Annotated in this window: 17 protein-coding genes; 9 read left to right on the forward strand and 8 right to left on the reverse strand. The window is 64.2% G+C overall.

Features of this window, described 5'->3' with window-relative positions; translation table 11 throughout:
* Positions 1 to 61 precede the first annotated feature (61 nt).
* From nucC to CKCBHOJB_RS01245, 4 genes are read right to left on the reverse strand one after another with little or no spacing between them, the layout of a single operon-like run.
* Positions 62 to 787, reverse strand: coding sequence for a CBASS effector endonuclease NucC (nucC, locus tag CKCBHOJB_RS01230; RefSeq protein WP_050157971.1), 726 nt, complete (start codon positions 785 to 787; stop codon positions 62 to 64).
* Positions 788 to 1,735: an AAA family ATPase gene (locus CKCBHOJB_RS01235; RefSeq protein WP_050157973.1), complete on the reverse strand. Its 948-nt coding sequence runs from the start codon at positions 1,733 to 1,735 to the stop codon at positions 788 to 790.
* Positions 1,735 to 2,250, reverse strand: coding sequence for a hypothetical protein (locus CKCBHOJB_RS01240; RefSeq protein ID WP_050157975.1), 516 nt, complete (start codon positions 2,248 to 2,250; stop codon positions 1,735 to 1,737). Before CKCBHOJB_RS01240 ends, CKCBHOJB_RS01235 begins: the two co-directional genes overlap by 1 nt.
* Positions 2,251 to 2,255: 5 nt before the next feature.
* Positions 2,256 to 3,221 (reverse strand): CBASS oligonucleotide cyclase, encoded by a 966-nt coding sequence (locus CKCBHOJB_RS01245; RefSeq protein WP_050157977.1) that lies wholly within the window; start codon positions 3,219 to 3,221, stop codon positions 2,256 to 2,258.
* 191 nt (positions 3,222 to 3,412) lie between these two features.
* Here CKCBHOJB_RS01245 and CKCBHOJB_RS01250 point away from each other — a divergent pair, with 191 nt between their 5' ends.
* From CKCBHOJB_RS01250 to CKCBHOJB_RS01290, 9 genes are all read left to right on the forward strand, one after another.
* The gene (locus CKCBHOJB_RS01250) at positions 3,413 to 3,736 is read left to right on the forward strand and encodes a helix-turn-helix transcriptional regulator (RefSeq protein WP_011829963.1); all 324 of its coding nucleotides are present in this window, start codon (positions 3,413 to 3,415) and stop codon (positions 3,734 to 3,736) included.
* Positions 3,733 to 4,602: an ImmA/IrrE family metallo-endopeptidase gene (locus CKCBHOJB_RS01255; protein ID WP_011829964.1), complete on the forward strand. Its 870-nt coding sequence runs from the start codon at positions 3,733 to 3,735 to the stop codon at positions 4,600 to 4,602. Before CKCBHOJB_RS01250 ends, CKCBHOJB_RS01255 begins: the two co-directional genes overlap by 4 nt.
* Before the next feature lie 101 nt (positions 4,603 to 4,703).
* Entirely contained in the window at positions 4,704 to 5,285 is a 582-nt protein-coding gene (locus tag CKCBHOJB_RS01260) for a PilL N-terminal domain-containing protein (protein ID WP_281050234.1), read from the forward strand.
* On the forward strand, positions 5,282 to 5,929 hold the full coding sequence (locus CKCBHOJB_RS01265; RefSeq protein WP_281050235.1) for a hypothetical protein: 648 nt from the start codon (positions 5,282 to 5,284) through the stop codon (positions 5,927 to 5,929). The genes CKCBHOJB_RS01260 and CKCBHOJB_RS01265 overlap by 4 nt, the downstream gene beginning before the upstream one ends.
* 9 nt (positions 5,930 to 5,938) lie before the next feature.
* A complete protein-coding gene (locus CKCBHOJB_RS01270) occupies positions 5,939 to 6,658 on the forward strand; it encodes a TIGR03759 family integrating conjugative element protein (RefSeq protein ID WP_281050236.1) in 720 nt (239 codons plus the stop codon).
* The gene (locus tag CKCBHOJB_RS01275; protein ID WP_281050237.1) at positions 6,643 to 7,263 is read left to right on the forward strand and encodes a lytic transglycosylase domain-containing protein; all 621 of its coding nucleotides are present in this window, start codon (positions 6,643 to 6,645) and stop codon (positions 7,261 to 7,263) included. Before CKCBHOJB_RS01270 ends, CKCBHOJB_RS01275 begins: the two co-directional genes overlap by 16 nt.
* A complete protein-coding gene (locus tag CKCBHOJB_RS01280) occupies positions 7,260 to 7,793 on the forward strand; it encodes an integrating conjugative element protein (RefSeq protein ID WP_281050238.1) in 534 nt (177 codons plus the stop codon). Before CKCBHOJB_RS01275 ends, CKCBHOJB_RS01280 begins: the two co-directional genes overlap by 4 nt.
* Positions 7,794 to 7,801: 8 nt before the next feature.
* Positions 7,802 to 9,958, forward strand: a complete 2,157-nt coding sequence (gene traD / locus CKCBHOJB_RS01285) for a type IV conjugative transfer system coupling protein TraD (protein WP_281050239.1) — start codon at positions 7,802 to 7,804, stop codon at positions 9,956 to 9,958.
* A complete protein-coding gene (locus tag CKCBHOJB_RS01290) occupies positions 9,955 to 10,704 on the forward strand; it encodes a TIGR03747 family integrating conjugative element membrane protein (RefSeq protein ID WP_281050240.1) in 750 nt (249 codons plus the stop codon). The genes traD and CKCBHOJB_RS01290 overlap by 4 nt, the downstream gene beginning before the upstream one ends.
* Here the strand turns inward: CKCBHOJB_RS01290 and CKCBHOJB_RS01295 are convergent.
* From CKCBHOJB_RS01295 to CKCBHOJB_RS01310, 4 genes are all read right to left on the reverse strand, one after another.
* A complete protein-coding gene (locus CKCBHOJB_RS01295) occupies positions 10,701 to 12,119 on the reverse strand; it encodes a UvrD-helicase domain-containing protein (RefSeq protein WP_281050241.1) in 1,419 nt (472 codons plus the stop codon). The two genes, CKCBHOJB_RS01290 and CKCBHOJB_RS01295, sit on opposite strands and share 4 nt — an antisense overlap.
* Positions 12,106 to 13,839 carry an AAA family ATPase gene (locus tag CKCBHOJB_RS01300; protein ID WP_281050242.1) on the reverse strand — a complete coding sequence of 578 codons (1,734 nt, stop codon included), beginning with the start codon at positions 13,837 to 13,839 and terminating at the stop codon, positions 12,106 to 12,108. Before CKCBHOJB_RS01300 ends, CKCBHOJB_RS01295 begins: the two co-directional genes overlap by 14 nt.
* A gap of 135 nt (positions 13,840 to 13,974) precedes the next feature.
* Complete coding sequence (locus CKCBHOJB_RS01305; protein ID WP_281050243.1) at positions 13,975 to 16,713, reverse strand: DEAD/DEAH box helicase family protein; 2,739 nt, start codon at positions 16,711 to 16,713, stop codon at positions 13,975 to 13,977.
* Positions 16,713 to 18,446, reverse strand: a complete 1,734-nt coding sequence (locus tag CKCBHOJB_RS01310) for a site-specific DNA-methyltransferase (protein WP_281050244.1) — start codon at positions 18,444 to 18,446, stop codon at positions 16,713 to 16,715. Before CKCBHOJB_RS01310 ends, CKCBHOJB_RS01305 begins: the two co-directional genes overlap by 1 nt.
* Positions 18,447 to 18,455: the final 9 nt, after the last annotated feature.

Here is an 18,455-nt window from a genome sequence, read left to right on the forward strand (position 1 = left end):
CGCCGGGCTTGCTTGCTCTGATAATTTCTACGAATGGCTATCCAGTTTGATGGGCATATGCCTATTTCATGAGCCACTGCCCATAAGCTTCCACATCGATCATGGGAACTGTCCCACTGAACTGAAGTCGGGAAATCAACTTGAACAGAAAGGCCGTCGCTGGTTTGTTCTCGTTGATGTAGCTGTAGTTGCCCGTAGCATGGTCGAGAAAAAAGTGGCCGTGAGCAGCTACGCACCCGATGTCCAGTCGCCCGTCCTCTAAGTCGGTGGTCAGAGCTCGGTCGAAGGATTTCCCCAGTGCAGGGCTCCATTCACTCTCAAACGTAAGCAATCCGCCCAAAATGGGAATGAGAGGCTTGGGAGGGTAAGTCCCTCCCGCATGAGGAATTGGCAAGCTGGTCCGATGCAAGCTGCGGACGCTAGCAACCTTTTGCTGTGCATAAGCCACCAGATTGGCGTCTGCTGTCTGCTTGGCCTCGAATACGGCATATACGCTCTCGGCTGGGATGATGGTCTCATTCTCGTAAGTGAAGATGAAGGGCGAGTACTGCCGATCGAAGATCACCACATCGATCTGCTGGCTGAAGTTCCCGAGACTGTCCACCACATGCGCCTTGGCGGCCTGATAACGCTTCGGCAAGTACGTATCCAGCATGCTGATCCAGACGTTTTCACTTGCATCGCCTTTCGTTCCTGGATGGCCAAATGTCTTGCGGACAGTAGAGAGGCGCTGCTGGATGTCTTCATGCAAAGAGGAAAGAAGCTGGGAGAGCGACCACTGAGACATTTAACACCCCCTTGCCGTGGAGTCTTTGAACGGCGGAGTCGGCGCCATCGCGCGGGCCAGTTCGATGGCACGGGATGGCTTTATGGGCCCCTGAGGGTAGGCGTCCAGCACGATCGCGGGTAGCAGGCGCTGCGTGAGGTCCGAGTAGGTAAAGCCGTAAGGGCGTTTGGCCTGCTCGCCCGTGGCCGCCACCAGGGATTGCAGATCGGCCTTGCCAAAGCCAGCGTCGCCCAGGCGCCGGTGAAGGACCTCAAGTCGCTGAGCTTCGTCAGGTCGCTCGAATACGAGAATGTCGGCCGCGCGTCGGCGCACGGCCGGGTCCAACGCGTTGAGGCGGTTAGTGCACATCAGCACAGCGGCCGGCAGGTGGCCGTTGGCCAGCCGGTCGATCCCGCGAATGAACGCATTCACGCCCGCGCGATCTTCATGATGCATCTGATCGGCTTCTCGGGATTGCGCGAGCGCATCGGCCTCATCAACCAGCAGTATCACGCCTCCGCGTGCTCGACTGCCCTTGGAGGACTTGACCTTGCTTGCTTCATGGAAGGCGTGGTCGAACGCCGCCGAGACGAGTTGGGTCATCTCGCCGACACGGCCTTGCCCCCGAGAAGACAGGCTGAGCGGCAGCAGTGTGATGTCGATCCCTTCTTGCCGCGCCACCATGTCACCGATCGTTTCGGCGAGTTCGGTCTTTCCGGAGCCCACATCGCCGGAGAGCACTACCAATGGGGGCCGGCGCAGCACGGCGTCGAGCAATCCTGTCGAATGAGCGTGGTGCTGGTCGAGCCATTCCTTGAGACCTGCGGGGTTGATGAGAACAGCGAGAACGTTACTCAGACGACGGATCTTGTCGTCCATTCCGACCAGCTTGGCCAGACGGCTCTGGGCGTCGGCATCTGGCAAAGTGATGGGGCGTTCGAACAGCCCCGGCGTGCTGGTAGTGGTCATCAGTAGCTCCTGACACTGGCGCGGCCCAAGGCGCGGCCGCCGGATGAATACGTCTTGTCGTCGGCGAAGTAGCCTCCGCTGACCGATGGCTCGGGCGCTCCCGTGCGTTGGACGGGCAACTGCTGCTTGATGGCTTCGCGCTGCGCCAGCGTGAGTGCATCCCAGGCAGAGCTGTAGGTGAGATAGCTGTAGAACGACGCTCCTGCCACGTTGGCGCCGGGGCGAACACGGCCCGGATCGTCATCCATGCCGTCTCCAGCCAGTTCACGGGCCGTGTAGCGCAGGGTCGGCTCGATCCATTCGCCATCGCGCTTGAAGCCATAGGTCACCGTGTCGAGATAGCCTTGACGCAAGAGCTCCGTGATCTCGCCTTCGAGTCGCTCGATGAAAGCATCGTCGGGGGCATGGTAGAAGCGCTGCATTCGCTTCAGGTCGGCTGCCACTTTCGCCGCCAGGTGCCTGGCATGCGTCAAGGTGAACGCCTTGGTCTCGGTGGTGGTGTAGGCGTAACTCATGGTGTTCACCCTTGGAAAGAGGAGCCGAAGACCTTCTGCCAGTAGTGCACGGTTAACTCCTTGGTAGGTGCCTTCAGTGCGGCGTCGATGGCGTCGCCAGCGTCCAGCGCCGCGTCTACGATCGCGGCGGCGTTCTGGGCGGTGTACAGCCGCGCAACGTTGTTGGACGCATTGATCGGGTCGATGATCTGCACACGGTCCGCGCTGGGTGCCACCGTCGAGGCCTGGTAGTAGTCCTCGAACACGATGCGCTCGCTCAGGTTGCTCTCTGCGACGTATGTGAAGAAGGACTGCAGCGCTTCGGGGTAGTCCGAAAGATCGGTGCCGTTGTCTGTCAGCTCGGCCAGGATCATTTCGATCATGAACGACTTGAAGCGGAATCCGTCGTGTTCCTGCTTCATGCGACGTGCCCAGTACTTGATCAGCCGCACCACCTGCGCGAAGTGCGTGGGCTGCGCTTGCTTGCGCTTGCGGGCGAACTCCAGGTGTAGCGGAATGCTGGTTTCCAGGAACGAGCCGTCGTCCTGGCTGATGAGGTTGCCGCGCCAGTCGGGTAGGCCGGCGTACAGTACGGGTACGACATCCACGTTCAACCCGGTTCCGCGGAAGTTCACCGTGACCGAGTAGGTCTGGGGCTGCACCTGTTCGGGGCTGAAGTTGGGAAACGCCTTGCGCAGCTTCTCGGCAAGGTAGTTCAGCAGGGCCTGGAGGTCGTGAGGCGCATCGGAGCCGCTGATATAGACGGCCACGTCGATGTCGTTCAGCGAGCGCAGTGCCGTGCCCTTCGCCAAGCTGCCGGACAGCAGCATCTTCTTCAGCGCGAAGTCCGGATGCTCCGCGAGGTAGCCCTCCAGCTTTTCGCGCAGTCGGCGCGCCTGTGCCCGGAACTCATCGGCCTTTTCCTTGGGCAGGTTGACGCGTTCCTCGGCAAAGCGGACGAGGTCGCGGTGATCGACGTGAGCTCTGGACATGTGGACATGCTCCTTCGGTGATTGGGCCGGGCTGTCCGATCAGTCCTTGTGATCGCGTTCAGAGCGCCAGCAGAAAAAGTTCGGAATCGTGAACTTGCCGTGATGTTACACCCGTTTCCTCGGTTGTCAAACAAAAAGTTCGGTACCGTGGTATTCTCAGGGTTCGTAGGAACTAGACAGGAGACGTGACCATGGCGACCCGTCTCGGGGAAAAGCTGCGCGAGCTGCGAAAGGAGCGCAAGCTAACCCTTGAAAAGCTGGCCGACGCCGCCGGCTTGAGCAAAAGCTATCTTTGGGAACTTGAGAATCGCGAGTCCCAGCGGCCATCAGCAGAAAAGCTCACCGCGCTGGCGGACGCGCTGGGTGTGGCGGCCTCGTACTTCATAGAGGAAGACGTGCGCGCACCAGAAGAGCGGCACTTGGACGAGGCGTTTTTTCGCGGCTACCAGAAGCTGGAGCCTGAGGCGAAGGAACAACTTCGCAAGATCCTCGATACCTTCAAGAAGACCCCATGACGGACGGCGGCTGGACGCCCCAGCGTGCTGCGAATCGCCTCGTGAAGGTGGTCGAAGCTGTCAGCATGGCGCACGGCATTGATCGGTTTCCGGTGGACGTGCCTCAGTTGGCGCTTGAGTCCGCTCGCATATTCAACTGGTCAGATCCCATCACAAAGGTCCAAGCTGCGGCGATCAAAGGTTTTGACGGAGCATTGTTTCCCGGGGATGGCCGCAAGGAGTGGCTGCTCCTCTACAACAACGCGGTGACATCTCCGGGACGTGTGCGCTTCACGCAAGCGCACGAACTTGGGCACTACATTCTGCACCGGATGCAAAGGGAGTCCTTCCAGTGCAGTGATGCCGACATGCTGAACTGGTCCCAGGACGATCGCGACATCGAGGCTCAGGCGGATCTGTTTGCTTCGTACCTGCTGATGCCGCTGGACGACTACCGCAAGCAGGTCACCACGAACGTCGACATGGACATCCTCGGCGCATGCGCGGAGCGCTACGGTGTGTCGCTGACGGCGGCGATCTTGAAGTGGTTGCAGTACACCGATGAGAAGGCCGTTCTAGTGATGTCCAACGATGGCTTCATCAATTGGGCTTGGTCGAGCGAACCCGCGGCCCGAGCTGGCGCGTTCTTCCGCACCCGTGGCAACGTCATTCCTCTGCCAGAACACTCCCTCGCGGCAAATCAGGAAGTGCTGCATGATCGACAAGGCACCAAGATTTCCGCGGCCGTTTGGTTCCCACACGCCGATCCGAGTATTCCGCTGCGTGAGATGAAGATACACGCAGCACAGTACGACGCTACGCTGAGCCTTTTGTGCTTACCGCGATCAGCCGAAGCTTGGCCGCCACGTGACCGTGACGAAGAGTAGCTGATTGCTAGAAAGAAGGTGGTCGAGCGCTAGCTCCCTTTCTTTGCTGCGCGTTCGGTTTCATGCGCCGAAGGTATCGGCTCCGCTACAGGAGCCGAGCGATGCATCGATTTCCATCTTTTCTCTCCATTGCCCGCCGGCTAGGCACTACTGGCCTTCTATTAATCTTCGCAGCATTGGCAGCCGGCTGCACCACCATTACGCCACCCCAGGCCGAAGTGCCGGCAGGGAACTCCGGGAGCGTTGCTGAAGCATCTCCGCCGGCACTGATCCCGGTGGCCCGCTACGGCCGCTACACCCTGGTCGAGCTGGTGCCGGAACCTGCGCAGCGTGATCTCTTGCAGCAGGCGGTGGAGGTCTCGATTCCGCCCATGCTCGATGCCTGCGTGGGCGATGCCATGCGCCATGTGCTCCTGCGCTCGGGCTACCGGCTCTGCGATGCGCCCGAGGCCGCCGCGCTCTACGCGCTGCCGCTGCCCGCCGCACACCTGCGCCTGGGCCCGCTGATGCTGCGCGATGCCTTGCTGACGCTTGCCGGCCCCGCCTGGGAGCTGTCGGTCGATGACTTGACCCGCCAGGTCTGCTTCAGCCGGCACGGTGCTCCCACCTTCCTTTCCGCCAACCCGCCCGGCACCACCACGCCCGTGCCGGACGCCGACCGGCCCGAGGAGATGCAGCCATGACCTTTCCCCAAGCGCCATACGAGCGCAATTCCCGCACGCGCTGGCTCAAGATCGCCGCGGCCTTCTGGCTGCTGCTCATCAGTGCCGTGGCACTCATCAACAGCGTCGGCCTGTCGCGGCTCGCCGAACAGACCCAGGGCAGCGCGCAGGATGCGCAGGTCAAGGCGCTGGGCCTGCGCGTGGCCGATCTCGAACAACAGGCCGATGCGGACAAGCGCCGGCCGGCGCCGATCAGCCAGGCCGAATTCGCCAACGCGCGGCAGGTGCTGGACGAACGGATGACGCGCCTTGAAGAGGCCGAGGAGACGAGGGCCTCGGCCATCGACCTGCAGACGCTGCAGGCGCGCGTGAACGGAATCGAAACCCGCCTGGAGAAGGCCCGGCAGGTGGCATCCGCCGCTCGCCCGCGCGTTCCGGTTGCGACGAAGCCCAAGGTGCCGGAGCCGCCGTTCCGGGTGCTCGGCGCGGAGCTGCGGGGAGGCGAGCGCTTTCTGTCGATCACCTCCATCGCCGCGGCCTCACTCGCGGGCGCCCGGCTGCTGCGCGAGGGCGATGCCGAGGGCGGCTGGCAACTGCAATCCATCGAGGCGCAGGCGGGCGTGTTCCAGGTGAACGGCCAGACGCAGCGCGTTGCGGTGCCGTAGGAGGTCGCCATGAACCTGCGGCCGTTGCTCGCTGCCGTCGTCCTGTTTGCCGCTTTCGGCGCATCCGCCCAGCCGGCCCCGGTGACGAACTCCCGCATGGTGCCCGCCCAGGTGCAGCCGGGCGCTGATGCCCCGCTCGACGAGAGGCAGGCGCGGGAGTGGGGGCTTCGCCCCGAGGAGTGGGCGCGTTACCGGCAACTGATGGAGGGGCCGCTCGGGGTCTATTCGCCCCAGCTCGATCCGCTCACGGCGCTGGGCATCGAGGCCCGCAGCGAGGAGGAGCGCAGGCGTTACGCCGAGCTGCAGGTGCAGGCCGAGGCTCGGCGCGTCGGCAAGACGCTGGCCTACCAACGTGCCTACGACGCGGCGTGGCAGCGCCTGTTTCCCGGCCAGCCGCGCGTGAGCCTGCCCGACGCCAAGGCGCAGGGTGCCGGCAACACCGGCTCCGGGCGCCTGGCGGTCTTCGTCAAGGCCGACTGCACACCGTGCGCCCAGCGCGTGCAGCAGTTGCAGGCGGCCGGCACGGCCTTCGACCTCTACATGGTCGGCAGCCGTCAGGACGACGCGCGCATCCGGCAGTGGGCCACCCTGGCGGGCATCGACCCGGCCAGGGTGCGCGCTCGCACCATCACGCTCAACCACGATGCGGGGCGCTGGCTGTCGCTCGGCCTGCCCGGCGATCTGCCGGCCGTGGTGCGCGAGGTGAACGGCCAATGGCAGCGGCAATAGGTACTCCGGGCCGGGAGCGTCGGCCATCCCGCGTCGCCATCCGCTGTACTGGCGCCGTGCTGCTGCTCGCCACCGGCGGCTGGGCGTTGGCCGCCCTGGCGCGGGAAGTGCCGCCGCCGGCCTATCAACTGGCGGCGCATCGTGCAGACGTGCCGGCGGCGGTGCTGTACGCGGTGGCCTTGCAGGAGAGCGGCGCCATGCTGCGCGGGCGCCTGATCCCCTGGCCGTGGACGCTCAACGTCGCCGGCACGCCACAGCGCTACGCCACCCGCGCCGAGGCCTGCGCGGGGTTGCGCCGGGCACTCGCCCGCACGCCGGCCAATCGCATCGACGCCGGCCTCGGCCAGGTCAATCTCGGCTACCACACGCATCGCTACACGCAGCCCTGCGAGCTGCTGGACCCGTACCGCAACCTCGCCGTCGCTGCGGAAATCCTGCGCGAACAGCACACGCCGGGCGAGGACTGGCTGCTTGCCATCGGCCGCTATCACCGGCCCGCCGGCGGAGCACCCGCGGCGCGCTACCGGCGCAGTGTGCATCGGCACCTGACCCGCGTGCTCGACGCCGGCGTTCCCGTTCCAACCCTCCAGGCCACCACGCCATGAACCACATCGTCCTTATCGCCGCCATCGGGCTGCTGCCCACGACCACCGTCTTCGCGCAGACCGCCTCCGCGCCGTTGATCGTCGTCGAAGACCGCGGCGGCGACTCCGCGCTGCCGTACTACCGGTCGCTGAATCCTCAGCCGGATCAGGCCCCACCGCCGGCCCCGATGCCAGCACCTCGCCTGGGCAACGCGGCCGACGCCGAAGCCGCCATGCTGCCGGTGCGCTCGACGCAATTGTCGCCGGGCGAGGTGCAGCGCCGCGTCATCCGGGCGCCGGGCCTGACGGCGCTGTTCCTGATCGGCGACGACGAACGTTCGCGCGCGTGGCTGCGGCAGCGGCAGGCAGCGCTGCGAGAGCTGCAGGCCGTGGGCCTGGTGGTCAACGTGGAGTCGCTGGCCGCGCTGACGGCGCTGCGTAGGCTGGCTCCCGGCCTGACCCTCTCGCCGGCCTCCGGCGACGACCTGGCCCAGCGCCTGGGCCTGCGCCACTACCCGGTGCTCATCACGTCCACCGGCGTCGAGCAGTAGGTGCGCAGATGGCCCAACCGCATGCGGTCGAGGTTCTGCTGCGGCCAGCGGTGGAGCTTCATACCGTGGCGGTCTGCACCGGCGCCGCGATTCTGTGCCTGGTGGCACCGTGGTCGCTCGCGCTGAACCCGCTGCTCGGCCTGGGCTCGGCGCTGGCCTTCCTGACCTTCGGCGCGATTCGCCTGCGCGATGCCTGGGCGATCCTGCGCTATCGCCGCAACATCCGCCGTCTGCCGCGCTACGTGATGACCAGCCGCGACGTGCCGGTGAGTCAGCAACGGCTGTTCGTCGGCCGGGGCTTTCGCTGGGAGCAGCGGCACACACACCGGCTGATGCAGACCTACCGGCCGGAGTTCCGCCGCTATGTCGAGCCGACCGCGATCTACCGGGCCGCCCGGGGGCTGGAGGAGCGGCTTGAGTTCGCGCCGTTTCCCGTCTCGAAGCTGGCGCGCGCGTTGGCCTGGGACAGCCCGCTCAACCCGGCGCGGCCGCTGCCGCCGGTCGGCGGAATGCCGCGCCTGCACGGCATCGAGCCGCATGAGGTCGACGTCACGCTGCCGCTGGGCGAGCGCGTCGGCCACACCCTGGTGCTGGGCACCACGCGCGTGGGTAAGACGCGGCTGGCCGAGTTGTTCATCACGCAAGACATCCGCCGCAAGGTCCGCGGCGAGCACGAGGTGGTGATCGTCTTCGACCCCAAGGGCGATGCGGACCTGTTGAAGCGCATGTACGTCGAGGCCAAGCGCGCCGGGCGCGAAGGCGAGTTCTACGTGTTCCACCTGGGCTGGCCGGACATCTCGGCGCGCTACAACGCCGTCGGCCGGTTCGGGCGGATCTCCGAGGTGGCCACGCGCATCGCCGGACAGCTCTCGGGCGAAGGCAACAGCGCCGCCTTCCGCGAATTCGCCTGGCGGTTCGTCAACATCATCGCGCGCGCCCTGGTCGAGCTGGGGCAGCGGCCGGACTACCTGCTGATCCAGCGCCACGTCATCAACATCGACGCGCTGTTCATCGAGTACGCCCAGCACTACTTCGCCAAGAACGAGCCGAAGGCCTGGGAGGTCATCGTCCAGCTCGAAGCGAAGCTGAACGACAAGAACATCCCGCGCAACATGATCGGGCGCGAGAAGCGCGTGGTGGCCCTCGAACAGTACCTGTCCCAGGTGCGCATCTATGACCCGGTGCTCGACGGCCTGCGCAGCGCCGTGCGCTACGACCGGACGTACTTCGACAAGATCGTCGCTTCGCTGCTGCCGCTGCTGGAGAAGCTCACTACCGGCAAGATCGCGCAACTGCTCGCACCGAACTATTCCGACCTGTTCGACCCGCGGCCGATCTTCGACTGGATGCAGGTCATCCGCAAACGTGCTGTGGTCTACGTGGGGCTGGACGCGCTGTCCGACGCCGAAGTCGCGGCGGCGGTGGGCAACTCGATGTTCAGCGATCTGGTCTCGGTCGCCGGCCACATCTACAAGTTCGGCATCGACGACGGGCTGCCCGGCGCCGCGGCGGGCACCAAGATCCCGATCAACGTCCACGCCGACGAATTCAATGAACTCATGGGTGACGAGTTCATCCCGATGGTCAACAAGGGCGGCGGTGCCGGCGTGCAGGTGACGGCCTACACGCAGACCTTGAGCGACATCGAGGCGCGCATCGGCAGCCGCGCCAAGGCCGGCCAGGTGGTCGGCAACTTCAACAACCTGTTCATGCTGCGCGTGCGCGAGACCGCTACTGCCGAGCTGCTGACGCGACAACTGCCCAAGGTCGAGGTGTACGCCACGGCACTGATGAGCGGCGCCACCGACAGCTCCGACCCGCACGGCAACACCGCCTTCACGTCCAACACCCAGGACCGCATCAGCAGCAACAGCGTGCCGTTGATCGAGCCGGCGCATGTGGTGGCGTTGCCAAAGGGGCAGTGCTTCGCGCTGATCGAGGGCGGCAACCTCTGGAAAGTCCGCATGCCGCTGCCGGCACCCGACCCCGACGAAGCCATGCCGAAGGATCTTCAGGAGCTGGCCGGCTACATGCGGCAGCACTACGTCGAGGCAGGAGACTGGTGGGAGAACCAGGGCATTCCCGGCCTGCAGGACAAGGCGCTGCCCGACGACCTGCTGGACGACTTCAAGCAGATGGCCGCCGCTGAAGAGGCCGAAGCATGAGCGATCCGGCCGTCGCGGCCCAGCGCCAGCAGCAACGACAGCAGGGGCTGATCGCCGGCCTGGTCACGCTGCCGTTCCGCTTCTTCGGCGTGCTGTGCGGCGCGCTGCTGCTGTGCATCCTGATCGAATGCGTTGGCATGCACTTCTTCTGGCCCGAGCAGGGCTGGCGCCACGCGCAGGGCATGCTGCTCTACGAGCTGGATCAGCTCTCCACGCATTTCACGCGCAGCGCGCTGGTGCAGGAGCCGGGGCGCACCGCGCACCGGCTGGTCGAGCAGGGCTACGACTGGCTGTTCGTGAAAAGCGGCCTGCTGGACTGGATACGCGACGCCTCGACGCAGGCCAGCGCCGGCCGCCACCGCCCGACCAAGGATTTCCGCTACTACATCGGCTTGGTCTACGTGAACGTGGAGAGCTACCTGATCGCGGCGGCCTACACGACGCTGGTCTTCCTCGTGCGGCTGCTGGTGCTGTGCCTGACCCTGCCGCTGTTCCTGATGGCCGCCTTCGTCGGGCTGGTGGACGGCCTGGTGCGCCGGGACATCCGCCGCTTCGGCGCGGGACGCGAGTCGGGGTTCATCTATCACCGCGCCAGGGCCAGCCTGATCCCGCTGGCCGTGCTGCCGTGGGTGACTTACCTGGCACTGCCGGTCAGCGTGAACCCGCTGCTGATCCTGCTGCCCAGCGCCGTGCTGCTCGGCGTCGCCGTGTGCATCGCGGCGGCGACGTTCAAGAAGTACCTCTAACCGACCACTGGGCTGGCGCTACACACTACGAGCTTCATCGACCCACGGGTCATGGCGACGTAGAGGTTCTGCGCGCTCATGTCCTCAACATTTAGCAGCACCGCGACTTCGGCTTCCAGCCCCTTGAGCAACAGCGTGCTGCCGACGGCGCGTTTTGGCAGCGGGCGCCCCAACAGCCGGTTCTCTTCCCGCACGCGCCGGGCCGCCTCTGCCAGAGGGACGGCCCCCGACGAGGCTTCTCTGAGCGCCTTGAGCACCCCGTAGAGGATGGCCGGCCGATGCACACGCACGTTCGGCAGTGCCCGCAGTTCCGACAAAAGAGCGGCGGCCGCAGCGAGAGAGGGCGCGCGCCCGAACGCCAGTGCGCGGCTTTCTGCCTCGTTCGGAGGATTCCTTGCAGTTCCCTTTGCCAACGACTCCAGGCGCCGCGTCAACTCCGCCACGCCCACATTGGTCATGACGCTCTGCGCCAGCGCCAGCAACTGCGCGAGGGCATTCGGTGCCTCAACTTCAAAGCTGCTGGCGAAGGCGATGAGGTCTTGCAGATCGACGGCCTCGACCGTCGAAGCGCCCGGCGTCTGGCTCGCAAAGTTCTGCTGCGCTGCTCGGTTGCGGCTGTCGGCGATGATGAGCACGCGCCCGTCAGCGGTTGGCGATGCCGTCCTCGCAGCGGCTAGGCGCTGGGCATGGTCGTTGGGTGGTACGGCCTGCATCCAGGTCACATGCTCCGGTGGCCCACTACGCAGATCCACCGACTGCCCCGCCGCCAACAACCGGCGGGCCTCCAGCAACCATTGTCCCAGCGCTTCCGCGCCGGCGTTGCGCCATCGCCAGGGCGTTGCCAGTTCCCCGATGACAGGAAAATGCGCGCACACGTGCTGGTTCCAGTCGGCCAGCGCATTGCCCCGGAACCCGAAGATCGCCTGCATGGGGTCGCCCAGCACGCAGGTCGGCACGATCAACGAGAGGAAATAGACGATGTAGTGCTGAGGCACCGAACAATCCTGGTACTCATCCACGATCAGATGCGCATACGAGGCTTTCAGCACCTCACTGACGTGCCCGGCTTGCAGCAGCTTCCAGGCGGCGTCGCGGATTGCCGGGTAGTCCCGCGCAGGTGCAGCCAGCCGCAGAATCTCCGGATCGTGGGCGCTGCGGCCGGGAAAGGTCGAGATGAGCCGGATGGCCCAGCCATCGATCGTGCTCAATCGATAGGCGTTGGCTGGCACCCCGGCGCGGTCCAGCCGGCCACGCAGGGCCGCGACCCCGGCGTTCGTGTGTGTCAGCACGAGGATGGGCTTGTTGCCCCGATGACCGGCAAGCGCGTGGGCAATCAACTGTGTCTTGCCGCAGCCGGCCGGTGCGGTGACGGTTCCGCGTTCGATTGCACGAAGGTCGATTTCAACGTGGTCCATCAGCGGCCCACCCGAATACCTGGTCCATCAGAGCACGGAAGCCCTGATCGCAAAGATGCAGGTCCGGTGCAACGATGGTCCTCGCCACGTCCTCCATCCACGAGATTTGCTTGAACCAGCCAGCTTTTCGGATGCGCGCCGCCTGACCAAGAATGGCCCTGCGTTCGGCCGACAGGAGGCCGGTGTTCTGGATCTCGTCCCAGATCTGCTGGAAGGTGAGCGTGTTGTTCGAGACAGTGCGCAGGTGTTCGACGATCAGGTCGCCATGCAATTCGTTGGCGTAGCCGATCAGCCTCTGGCAGGCAGCCGGCGTGAGACTTCCGAACAGCTCGTCCTCCAGCGCCCGGCCCGCGCGGTAGGCGACGACGGTGCCACCGTTCTCGACAAAAGCCTGCTCGACCGCAGGTGTGGGCTTCTTGTCGTCGTCGCGCAGCACCATCACCCGGTAGCCCAGAGACTGGAGCGCGGAGGCACGGGCATACGGTCGATCCGGCTCCCCGCCACCGCAGTCGACGAGGGCCACGCCCAATGCAGCCAGTGACGCATTCCCCTGGTCAAGCCTGTATAAGTCCAGCCCGCGCAGCAGGCCTATCTCGCTGGCTCCCTCGCACACGACCACGGAGCCAGCCAGGAAGGCCTCGGGATAGAGGCGGATCGTGCTCTGGATGTCATTGTCGGCGCCGACCAGGCGAGCCTCGTGGCCGAGGGGGCCGCGGCGCAGCACGAAGAGTTGGCCGCCCGACAGTTCTCTCAGCGCCACGGGTGAGTGGGTGGTGAGGAACACCTGCAGCGGAGCAGCGGCCTCCTTGGCACCGAGGGAGCCCAGGAACCGCGCGATGCGGTGTGGCTCCAGCCCGTACTCCAGTTCATCCGAGAGCACGATCGACGCCTGACCGGCCGCCTTGCGCTGCAGGCCAGCGACAAGCAGACGCGTGGACCCGACGCCCAGGCTGCGAAGCGGGATGCCGCTTTCGTCGTGCAGGGAGATGGTGCCGCCACCGAACGACACCGAATGCGAATCCAGCAGCGCCTTGGCCTTGGCGCCGATGTTGACGCCCAACTCCTGAGCAGTGGTGGTGACGATTCCCAGCGCTTCTCCCAACTGTTGTTCGGCCTGGTCTCCGAAGGCACTGCGCGCATCCCTTGCGGCCTTGACCAGAGCGGCTGAAGCGTCGGCTCGCTCCTCCGAGATGCGGTTCAGTACGGAGCCGCGCTGCCATCCCAGGTTGAAGTCCGCCAGGGCGCCGATGCGAGTGGGCGCCAGGGCGACGCGATCCTTCCATGCGAGCGTCTTGACGATGCCTTGCTGTGCGGCGCGGTCGGAGACAAGGGTCCACGAGGGCTCCAGGTCACTGGCGACCGTCAGGTTCAGGCAGAGCACAACCTCCGCGCCGGCAGAGGGCTCGCCCTCGACGACGCCAGTGTTGGCGTGGTATCCGCGCAGGTATGCACCAAAGCCCTCCAGCGTCCGCATGCTGTCATCGAGGTCGCCGAGCGTCAGCGTGATGCTGATTGGGGTCGTGATGTCCAGGCCGAAGAAGTCCGCATCCGAGAACTGGACATTACGCCTGGCCCCCAGGCATAGATCGATCGCGTCCAGTACCGTGGACTTGCCGCTGTCGCCCGGGCCGATCAGGCAGTTGATGCCAGGCGTCGGGCACCAGGCCAGCAACTGGATGCCGCGGAAGTTGGCGATCTCGATCTTTCTGATTCGTGCCATGGGCTGCCTCTCTGGTGATCGTGCGGCCGTGGCCACGAGGGTTGCGCGCCGAAGTGCCCGGCGAAGTCCATCATTCCCGCCGCCTGGGTGCCTTGCCGGAATCGCTCTTGCTCACCGAAATCGATCGAGGGCAACTCAATTAGCCTTGACCTCAAAGCGCAGGTAATCCGCGAGCCGTTTCGACTCGCTGACTTCGTCATGGGGCACCAGCAGGTACTTCCAGGGCTTGGTGCCTACGTTCGCCGCATGATCGGAAGCGTGCTTGCACCACCGCATGGCGGCAGCGGCCTTGGCCTGAACTTCCTGGGTGTTGATGTCGGCGCGTGCCTTGGTCTCCACCATGAAGATGGTCGCGTCCGTCTCGGCGACGAAGTCGGGGATGTACTCCGGCTGCTCGGTGCCGAGCTTGTAGTAGATCTGGAACTGCCCCTTCGCGGGCTTGAGCCACTTCGTCGCGTCGCGCTCCAGGATGATGGCGAAGCGCCGTTCGGTATCCGAGTCGAACTTCTGCAGCGGGTACAGACAACGCGCGAAGCCACCGAAGAGCATCTGCTTGATGCGACTGGTCTCGGTCACGGTCTCCCGGAAGTGGTGGGCCGTTTGGCCTGCGGTGGCGGTGTAGTTGCACGGCTTGAGTTCGGTAAAGCCGCGACTGACCTGCACCTCGTACTCGGTCGCCTCTTCCCAGAAGTGGGCCATCATCTGCGCGTGGATTTCCCGCGCGATCAGGCGGCGGTCACGATCGAGGACGTTGACGGCATCGTCCTCGGACAGATAACCGCGCAGGTGCTGCACCAGCTGACCTGCGAGGTCGTAGAGCAGATCGGCGTGGGTGAAGTAGTCGATGTCGTCAAAGTCCACTAGCGCGTGGACGATGTAGTCCTCCGGGCGCTGCTCCTTGAGCCCAACTTCGGCGGCCAGGGTATCCTGCTCGTTGGTGCGCAGGTTATGGATGACGATCTCGCGCTCACCCGGCTGGAGATGGAGCTGGCTCACATCCAGCTTGAAGGTGTGGAAGCCGGTCGTGACCTCGCCAGTCGGCACCACCGCGATGCGCGGGATGTCGATGGTCTGCTGCACCACGATCTCGGTGGTCTTCGCCACCACGGCTGACAAGTCAAGTGCAGGGACTGATTCATCCACGCCCGCGAGCAATTCGCCTTGCAGCGGCTTCAACCGCTCCGCCACCTCCGCGAGGATTTCCTTCTGCACTTCTGGTTTCAGCAGCGCGCTGCTGGTGGGCACTAGATCGCGCTTGACCTCGTACTTGCCGATGACGTCCATGACCACACGCGCGGCCTGCTTCTCCGCCTCCGTGGTGAACACCGGCTTGGGCGCGGGGACTTCCGCTCCACTTTCAGTGGCTGAAGCCCCTGTGATCACGACCGGTGCGTCCGTCAAACCGAGACGCGCCGCCGCCCCGGACTCGACCTGCACGCTGACCTTCTTGTCGTCGGCGCTCGGCGCATCGAGGATGACCTGCTTCAGGCGAATCGGCGAGTCGCCGCGGTTGGCCTCGTCGATGATCTCCTGGAACTTGTCGTGCGCGACGATGTTCAAGCGATCCACCGCCGCGACGCCCGTGCGCTTGCCGTAGGGCAATCTCAGGCCACGCCCGATGGACTGTTCGATCAGCGTGCGGGCATTGGCGGCGCGCAGCGGCACGATGGTGTAGAGGTTGGTCACGTCCCAACCTTCCTTGAGCATGTTGACGTGAATCACGATCTCGGTCGGCTCGTCCACGCTCTCCACGGCCAACAGGCGGGTGATCATCTCTTCTTCTTCCGCGCCGGTACGGCTGGAATCGACCTGAATCACCTTGCCATGGTAGCGGCCCTCATAGAAGGCTTCCGACTCCAGAAGCGCCAAGAGTTGCCCCGCGTGCGTGGTATCGCGAGCGATGACGAGCATGAAGGGCTTGACCGGCTTGACGCCGTTCTCGCGGGCATAGGTGAGCAACTCGACTTTGGTCGTCTCGTGCAGGCGCACACCGTCTTCCAGCTTTGTCTTCTCGATCTCCTCGGGCGTATGCGCCTTGGCATCGAAGTTGCGCTGGGTGACCACGGCAGGCTCTTTGACGAAGCCGTCCTCCATCGCCCGCGCCAATGGGTAGTCCATCACCACGTTCTTGAACGGCACCGGCCCTTTGCTGGACTCCACGAATGGCGTCGCCGTCACCTCCAGGCCAAACAGCGGCTTCAGCTCATTGATGGCACGCACACCCGCGCTGGCGCGGTAACGATGCGATTCGTCCATCAGCAGCACAAGGTCAGGCAGGTTCGCGAGATGGTTGAAGTAGCTGTCGCCCAGCACTTCCTTCATCCGCTTGATGCGCGGCTCCTTGCCGCCGCGCACCTCGGAGTTGATTTTGGAGATGTTGAAGATGTTGATGCGCACGTCGTGGGCGAAGCCCTGTGGCTGGTCATCCACCGCCGCGCCGGTCTGGTCGTAGTTGTCACCGGTGATGATCAGCGGCGGTTGTTGCGCGAATTCGGCGACGCCCTTGAAAACGTACTTCGGCGTGTTGCGCGTGAAGTCCGTGATGAGTTTGTTGTAGATCGTCAGGTTGGGCGCGAGCACGAAGAAGTTGTTGATCCCGTGGGCCAGATGCAGATAGGCGATGAAGGCTCCCATCAGGCGCGTCTTGCCCACGCCCGTGGCAAGCGCGAAGCACAGCGATGGAAATTCGCGCTCGAAGTCCTCCAGCGTACTGAACTCGGCCTTCAGCGTGGAGAGAATCGCCGAGACATCGCGCTCGTGGCCCAAGAGTTCGGGCGCGGCATCCAGCGCGCGAACCAGCCTGATGAGCGATTCCGCCTGTGGCGGACGAAGAGACAGACGACCGGTGACGGTGTGCAGGACGCGGGCGTTCATTATTCGTTCCCCCAAAACAGGCCGCCCTGTCCCGCGTTGGCGAGGGCCGCTTTTCTGCTCTTGGTGTTCTTGACGCTATTGCCAGCGGCCGCAGGTTCGGCCTTCTCAATCTCCGCCATGGGCAGGTTGGTCACATTCAGGCTGTAGTCGTCACGGCCCCAATGGCATCGGGCCAGCACCATCTTCGGGATCTTCTTCAACGTCAGATTCGGCCAGCGCTCCGCCGCTTTGGCCGCCGTGACTCCATGGAAAGCGGCGCAGCACACCAACAGGCTCCGCTCCGAGCCGACTTCATCGGCCAGGGCTTGCAGTTGCTCAGCGGACAGGTTCTGTGTGGTGACATAGATGAAATCGCGCTCGCTGGAGTGGCCGTGCTGCCACCAGTGCGTTTCCGACGGCGCGTAGTTAAAGCCTTCCAGCTTGGCCAGCGCCTCGGCCAGCATCGCGGCGTTGAACTCCGGGTTGATAACGGGGTTGCCCCAGCGGTCGTTGACGATCAGGCTGGGAGCAAGGCGGTAATAGCGGAAGCCGCCGCCGCCTTCCCAGCCGATGCTTTCGGAAATGCCGCCCTTGTCTTCGCCGTCAATCACCTTCTTCAGGCGCGGAATGATGTGCGTATGGCAGTGCTCGCCCAACTCGACCATGATCCAGCGGCGGCCCATCTTGTGCGCGACCGCACCGGTGGTGCCAGAACCAGCGAAGGAATCCAGTACGAGGTCGCCAGGATCGCTAGCGAGAGAGATAACCTTGGAAATCAACTTCTCAGGCTTAGGGGTAGGAAAGTCCCCAATCCCCAATGCTCTCAGCTCTCGAATGCCGTCTTGGTTGTGCCCGAACTCTGCTCCATCTGCCCACAGCGTCGTTGGGATGACTCCCTCCGCCGCTTCGCTCAGATACATCTTCAACCTGGGGGCGCTTTCCCCCGATGGACCCCAGTAGATGCGCCCTTCGGCATCCAGCTTCCTAAATCCGCTTGGGTTGCGACTCCAGCATCGATTCGGTGGTGGCAAGAATACCTTTCCGCTTGGAGACGTAACCTCAAAAATGTTCTCTGAGACGCCCGTCTTCGCATACTGCCTACCACGCGCCCCGCCAACAAGACTGATTGTCATAGTGACGGATTGCCACGGCCCTCTCGGATCGTTGTCAGGATTGCTATACCGCTCGTTCTGCTTCTTCGAGCGGCCGAATTGATTCAGACGCAGGCGCGTCTTGTCCTTTGCGTACACCAAGATATGCTCATGGGCCGATGAGAAAAATTGAGCATTGCTGCGAACTGCGTAGGACTTGTTCCATATGACGTTGGCAATGAAATTCTCGCGGCCAAATATCTCGTCTGCCAGCGCCTTGAAGTAATGAGCTTCATTATCGTCAAGCTGAACCCAGCAACTTCCCTCGTCTATGAGTAAGTTCCGTAGAAGGATCAGACGCTCACGAATCAGACCTAGCCAAATCGAATGCTCCAACCCATCTTCGTATTGCGCAAAGGCTGATCCGGTGTTGTATGGCGGATCAATGTAGATGCACTTGACCTTCCCAGTGAACTCCTGCTCCAGTGCTTTCAGCGCCAGCAAGTTATCGCCAAAGATCAGCCGGTTATCGAAGACGTCGCTGTCCGTGATGCGATGCTTGGCGTGATAGGACTTTTCGGGATCTTCGAGCAGGATGCGCGGCTCCAGCTTGGGCCGCTTCTCCTTCCCGATCCAGGTAAGTTCTAGTTTTTGTTTGCTCATGACATCGCT

Origin of the sequence: Thauera sp. GDN1 (genome assembly GCF_029223545.1) — a bacterium.
Classification (GTDB): domain Bacteria; phylum Pseudomonadota; class Gammaproteobacteria; order Burkholderiales; family Rhodocyclaceae; genus Thauera.